Origin of the sequence: Mycobacterium sp. (assembly GCF_035603715.1) — a bacterium.
Taxonomy (GTDB): domain Bacteria; phylum Actinomycetota; class Actinomycetes; order Mycobacteriales; family Mycobacteriaceae; genus Mycobacterium.
This window is the reverse complement of the sequence record NZ_DATNJW010000249.1, coordinates 1-5,861: the sequence shown is the minus strand read 5'-3', so window position 1 is coordinate 5,861 and position 5,861 is coordinate 1. Positions and strand designations below refer to the sequence as shown.

At 64.7% G+C, this 5,861-nt stretch carries 6 protein-coding genes; 1 reads left to right on the top strand and 5 read right to left on the bottom strand.

Features of this window, described 5'->3' with window-relative positions; genetic code table 11:
• The 4 genes from VN856_RS10505 to VN856_RS10490 form a co-directional block, all read right to left on the bottom strand.
• Positions 1–593: AMP-binding protein (locus tag VN856_RS10505; protein WP_325688688.1), on the bottom strand; the 593-nt coding region annotated here is incomplete at its 3' end.
• Positions 590–1,528 (bottom strand): SMP-30/gluconolactonase/LRE family protein, encoded by a 939-nt coding sequence (locus VN856_RS10500; RefSeq protein WP_325688686.1) that lies wholly within the window; start codon positions 1,526–1,528, stop codon positions 590–592. The genes VN856_RS10500 and VN856_RS10505, both read right to left, overlap by 4 nt.
• Complete coding sequence (locus VN856_RS10495) at positions 1,525–2,571, bottom strand: alcohol dehydrogenase catalytic domain-containing protein (RefSeq protein WP_325688684.1); 1,047 nt, start codon at positions 2,569–2,571, stop codon at positions 1,525–1,527. The genes VN856_RS10500 and VN856_RS10495 overlap by 4 nt, the downstream gene beginning before the upstream one ends.
• Positions 2,559–3,476, bottom strand: a complete 918-nt coding sequence (locus VN856_RS10490) for an alpha/beta hydrolase (RefSeq protein ID WP_325688682.1) — start codon at positions 3,474–3,476, stop codon at positions 2,559–2,561. Before VN856_RS10490 ends, VN856_RS10495 begins: the two co-directional genes overlap by 13 nt.
• A gap of 747 nt (positions 3,477–4,223) precedes the next feature.
• On the opposite strand from VN856_RS10490, the gene VN856_RS10485 reads away from it, so the two are divergent.
• On the top strand, positions 4,224–4,895 hold the full coding sequence (locus VN856_RS10485; RefSeq protein WP_325688680.1) for a hypothetical protein: 672 nt from the start codon (positions 4,224–4,226) through the stop codon (positions 4,893–4,895).
• A gap of 76 nt (positions 4,896–4,971) precedes the next feature.
• Here the strand turns inward: VN856_RS10485 and VN856_RS10480 are convergent.
• Positions 4,972–5,861, bottom strand: an 890-nt coding sequence (locus VN856_RS10480) for a helix-turn-helix domain-containing protein (RefSeq protein WP_325688678.1), incomplete at its 5' end; no start/stop codon positions are given.

Sequence of the window (5,861 nt, the reverse complement as noted above, 5' to 3'; positions counted from 1 at the left end):
CCCAGCACGACGTCGGCCGGCTCGAGATTGAGCGGCTTGCGCGCGATGACCGTCTGGTTGCCGACGAGATCGCCGTGGGTGAGCTCGGACCACCAGGGAACAGAGGACGTCCCGGTGGTGTGCAGGACGACGGCGGCGTCGGCGGCGGCGCGACTCACCGGTTCGGCGCGGCCCCGGAAGCCCGCGATCAGGCGCCGGATGCCGTGCTTGCCGAGACCGATCGGCTGCGTGCCCGCTGTCACGGCTGCGACGCTGGTCGCAACCGCACGTCGCGATGCGAACAACAACACCCTCGAGTTAGAGATGGTGAGCACGTATTCCACCGCGCGAGCATTCTGCGACGGGCTGATCGGAACCGCGACCCCACCCGCGTACCAAATGCCGTACAGCACAGCAACATACGCAGGGCCATTGGGCAGCATGATCGCGACCCGATCGCCGGGCCGCACGCCCCCGTCGATGAGGCAGTCGGCTAACCGCGCTGCGGTGCTTGCCAATTCGGAATATGTCGCTGTCTCCACCCCGCAGCGCAGCGCGACCGCATCGGCGTCAACCCCGGCCGATTCGGCTAGAAACACGCTCACATTTGTCATCGCGACTCCCCGCCCGACGACCACTCGGCGGCCAGTCCGGCAAGCGACCCTCGGTAGGGGTTGCAGCCCGGGCCGTGCGTGCCGAGGCCCGTGACGCGGAACACGCGTCCTGCATCGGGCTGGCGCGCAACCGCCTGAGCGTCCAACTGCTCGCGGCCGGTTGTGACAAACAAGGTGCCGCGGTCGGCTTCGCCGAATGCGCACGATGTGGCCTGAGCGACCGGAAGTTCAACCGCGCCAAGGAATTTTCCGTCGGGCGAGTAGCGGTGCACCGCCCAGCCGCCGTACACCGCCACCCAGATATCCCCGCGGTCGTCGATCGTGAGACCGTCGGGCGCGGGGCCGGGCTGACCGAACGCCACCAGCGTGCGTCGGTTTCGCGGCTCACCGGTGGAAAGGTCGACGTCAAACTCGTACAGACAGCCGGCGCCACTGTCGTTGAGATACATCACGGCGCCGTCGGGGCTCCAGCCGATCCCATTGGGAATCGTCAATCCGGTCAGCACGGTGCTGATGCTTCCGTCCAGCTCGAGCCGGTAAAGCGCCCCGACGCCCGGCGACTTGTCGTAGGCCATGGTCCCGACCCAGAACCGGCCGCGCGCGTCGCAGGCCCCGTCGTTGAAGCGCACGCCGCTGGGGGCGTCGGTCAGGGCCGCCAGCTCCGTGACGGTGCCACGCTCGTCGACCAACAAAAATGACACCGCCGCGGCCGCAACGTATCCCCCTGCGGCGGCCGGGGCCATCACGCCTACGTCGCGGTCCAGCTCGACCGTCTCGATCCGGCCGGGTTGGCCGTCATGCGTCAGGGTGGCACGGTGTATCCGGCGGCCGAGAATATCGACCCACAAAAGCTGTTGGCGTTGCTCATGCCAGCGAGGCCCCTCGCTGAGCAAACCAGGCTCAGGCGACCACACACTGACCACGGGGGCGCTCATGCGCGCAGGTCCACGACGACCTTGACGTCATCAGGGTCTCGCTTCAACGCTTCGGCCCATCGCTCAAGCGGCACCCTACGGGTGATCATCGCCGACAACCACGTCGGATCGGCCGCCGCCAGCGCCGCGACCGCTTGATCCCAGTGCCGCCGCCCGGCGTTGACAGTCCCGAACATCACTACGTTTCGCAGCACCATCGCACGGTTCATGACGGTGGTGTCGACATCGGGCGTCGGGTCGACGTTCATGATCCCGGTCAGGCACATGATCCCCCCGTTGACCAGCCGGCGGGCGGCCGCCCGGCCCACCGCGCCCAGCCCCGTGCACTCGATAACCACGTCGGCATCGACATCCACCAGGGCCGCGTCCCCGGCGTGGTAATGGGCGCCCAGTCCTTCGACCAGGTCGCGCTTGAGTCCCCCGGTTGCCAGGTCCACCACATGCATCTCATAGCCGCGCTGGACACCCAAAAGACAAGCCAATAACCCGATCGGTCCCGCTCCGCACACCAGACCTCGGCCACCAAGAAAGAAGGCGCGATTCGAGATCTGCTCGATCTGATCCCACGCCTTGGCCAGTACCGAGGCCGGCTCCAACAGCACACCCAGGTCCCCGAGCTCACGCGGCAGCGACACCGCAAACCGCGGCTCTACTCGCCAGCGCTCGCTGCCATACCCGTGGCCGCGGACGATTCCACGCTCGATGAACCGACCGTTGCGGCACATATCCCATTGCCCCGCTGCACAGGCTGGGCACGGGACCGGGTCAGGCCGGCGCACGATCCCGACAACCAGATCGCCGCGCTCAAATCCCGACCCGACCGGCGCTTCGAGCACCTCACCGAGCCCCTCGTGGCCCAACACCAGCCGCGACGCGCCCGGCGGAGCCTCTCCATAGACTCCCTCGGCGATCTCGCGGTCAGTGCCACACACGCCGGCCAGCCGCCCCGACACCAACAACTCACCCTGGGCATCTGCCGGCTCGTCCAGCGTCTCCACGGCCGCCGTACCCTGGCAACCCGGCACAACCGTCATCGCACGCATGACAACCGCCTCGCCGCAGAGCGCGCGTCGAGATGAGACTCGCACTCGCCTTTCCTGAAAGATTCGATGACTGGCGCAAATTCGGTGGGATTGATGACTGGGTCGACGTGCCCGCCGGTGTGCAGATGCATCGTCGCGTGCGGCAGCAGTCGGTCCATGATTCGGGCGTTAGCCACCGGAATGATGGGATCGTCAATGCCGGCGACGATCAAGGTGGGTTGCCGAATGAGCGGCAGCGCGAACAGGCTGCTCCACACTGACGCGGCGAGCAGCTGGTGAGCGTATCCGACGGGCGAGGCAGCCATCAGTTGGTTGTCGAATAGGCGCTGGACCAGCGAGCCGTCGGCGCGGGCACCGCCGCCGTAGAGTTCACCGGCGAGTCTCGCTGCATAGTCGGGATCCATAAATCGCTGCGGGGTAAGCAATTTCGCAAGCACCGCTGGTCTACCCGGCACCATCCCGATGCCAACGCCCGTCGACACCAAGATGAGCCGCCGGCAGCGGCGTGGGTTCTGGAAGGCGAACTGCTGCGCCAGGGCACCCCCCCACGACAACCCCAACACGTCAACGCCCTCACCACCGAGGCCGAGCGCGCTCATTAGCCGGCCAAGCACCGCCGCTAGGTACGGAAAGCTATAGGGCAGCATCGAATCTGGGGATCCGCCGACTCCCGGCACGTCGAAACGCACTACCGTTGTGTCGGGATCCAACTGATCGACGAGCGGGTCGAGCACTTCCAAGCTCGCCCCGATGCCATTGCACAACACCAGCGGGACCCCCGACCCGGCGCGGACGCTGACCCGGATCTGTTGACCAAGTGCGGGAATCAGGTTTTCCACGCTTCGCTGGGCAATCGCATCAAATGCAAGGTCGCTAAGGTCAGTTCCGCTCGTCGTCGTTGGCATACTTTGATGTTCCGGATCTGACCACGAGATGCCGTTATCCCAGGGAACAATTTCGGGCGGTGCAGGATGTGCGGGGGAACAGCGAGCAGACTTTGCGGGAAGTCCCGGTCCGTGTTTCGCACAATTCCGACTTGAGAAGCACCACGCTTGTTGCGAGCCACACCATCTCGGCGGCGACGTTGTCACTGTAGACAGACCCAGAAAAGCGGACGCAAGGCAACAATTAATCCAGGCGACGTCGCCGCGCAAAACGTCAGTGGCCCTATGCCGGAGCGCATCCGGACTGCTGCAGCTTCATTTCCCAGCATCGGACGGATGACATGTCGACTCGGCATCAACAAATAGTCATGAAAATACTCGTCGGTGCTGCTGTCGCTCTCGTTCTATGGGTTGGGAGCGTCGTGTCGGCAATCGCCGACCCAGGCTCAGCAGGAACCGAACCAAACCCCTTCGGCGGCATCGACTGTAACTGCCACGAGCAATATCCAGCCGACAGCCCTCAGCAGAGGGCAGAGATCGATCGCGGAATCCGGGATGGTCGTCGCTCTACCTTTTTTCCCGGGCGTTAGTAGCGGCTAGCCCAATCAACCGCGGCAGTAACCACATTGCCATGGCGACAACTCGGAAACCACTCACACGACCGCCGCACGATAATGGGAGGCAACTGAAATGAACATCGATCGCATCCCCCAACCATTGAGGTTGGCCAAAGGATCCCACCAGCCAGGGTCGGGCAGGGGGTGTGCCATGAACGCCATTTCCTACATTGGCGGTGACACGCAGATCACCGACTTTCCGGCGACTTCGGCCCGCCCGTTGGCCGCCTTTGTTCAGCTGTGCAACGATCTGCTAGCCGGGCCTGACGGCTACTTGTCCCCTGAAAACAGCTTTCTTGCACTCGAATTGGGTTGGCAGACGGTGGGAACCGCTGAGGTTCCCGACAACGTCAGTCACGCCTGGGTGGCCGAACTACTGACCAGCCCGGCCTGGGGAGTCGTTCAATACGCCGACGACGACGCGGCCGAAGCGATCTTCGATATCGCCGACCTACACCGCGCGCTCGCCTCCGGTGCCATGCCAGCTATCCCCGCCTGGTATAGCGCCGACTCCGCTGCCCGCGCCGCTTGCGCGACGTTAGCCGGCGCCGGACTGTATGCCGTGCGGGCCGCATATCAATCGACCGCACTTGTGGATACCGAACACTGCGAGATTTTGGATGCCATAGCCGGTAACGCCCTGCGCGCCCACGAATTGGCGACCGAGGACAACGGAGCTGCCCGGATCGTGGAAGTCACCCGCCACGCTATTCGCTCATGGCGCCATCTGGCGCAGCTGGACGAACCCGGCCAGATCGAAGCAGCATCGGTGGACAATGGCCTCAGCACAAAGGAATACCGGTTCAAGAGGCGCGGCAGATAACCTCTACCTTGCGAGCTGCCCTTCTGGACAGGCCCCGACGGCGATGGCCCGGGCAACGGTATGGCTGAGAGCATGGTTACATGAGCCGGCGATGTACCTCGAACGCTAAACATAATTCGGCGACATCCCTTGGCCGGGCGAGAGATCGCCCGGTCCCTTTCTCGATCCGGCGCAGACGGTGACGCACGGTGTTGGGATGGCAATACAGTCGGTCAGCGACGGCGCTCACCGAGGCGTCGCTGTTCTGCCACACCCGAAATGTCTCGAACAGCATCTCCCGGTCCTCGTCGGGAAGGTCATCAAAGTAGTCCAACGCCGCCCCGACCGTTTTAACCATCACCTCCGGCGCACTCACCGCAGCGGTGGCCACGATGGAGCCATCGAACACAGCGACCGAGGATGCGGAATCGGTCGGGCCCCGCAACATCATTCGTGCCACATGCAGGGCTTGTCGCGTATCGCGCAGATCATTGAAGGCCGCACTGACCCCCACCCGCGCAGGCGTCATCCGCGACATCAGGGCAACAATCACATCAAGTTTCCGGTCGGAGTTGACGTGCACGATCCCAACCTGCGAGTCAGGCAGCAGCCGCCACGCCGAAAAGATGTCCAGGCTACGCAGCTTCGACTCGATCTCGGGCAGCGGCTCATCGCCCACCGCAGGAGCTTGGGCGGCGACGACCACAAAAGGACCATTGACCGGCAGCCGAAGATAGCCGGCGACCTCCCGCAGACCGCGCTCATCGAACCCGCGTCCCTCAAGCACAGCGTCAATGAGATTCGCACGACGCGAGGGCTCAGCCAGCAGCTGTCGCTTCTGCTCGTCGCGATATCCGGCCACCAGCGCCATCGCAACAAGTTCGGCGAAGCCGCTGATACGGGCCTCGGTGTTGGCCGGCATCGCGCCGGGTCCCACCGACCCGACGGCGGCCAGGCCCCACACCCGTCCATCGACAATGACAGGCA

What these genes read in the sequence shown, in the direction of transcription:
- VN856_RS10500 (WP_325688686.1), bottom strand. Translation starts at nt 1,528, where the DNA reads ATGAGCGCCCCCGTGGTCAGTGTGTGGTCGCCTGAGCCTGGTTTGCTC.
- VN856_RS10495 (WP_325688684.1), bottom strand. Translation starts at nt 2,571, where the DNA reads ATGCGTGCGATGACGGTTGTGCCGGGTTGCCAGGGTACGGCGGCCGTG.
- VN856_RS10490 (WP_325688682.1), bottom strand. Translation starts at nt 3,476, where the DNA reads ATGCCAACGACGACGAGCGGAACTGACCTTAGCGACCTTGCATTTGAT.
- VN856_RS10485 (WP_325688680.1), top strand. Translation starts at nt 4,224, where the DNA reads ATGAACGCCATTTCCTACATTGGCGGTGACACGCAGATCACCGACTTT.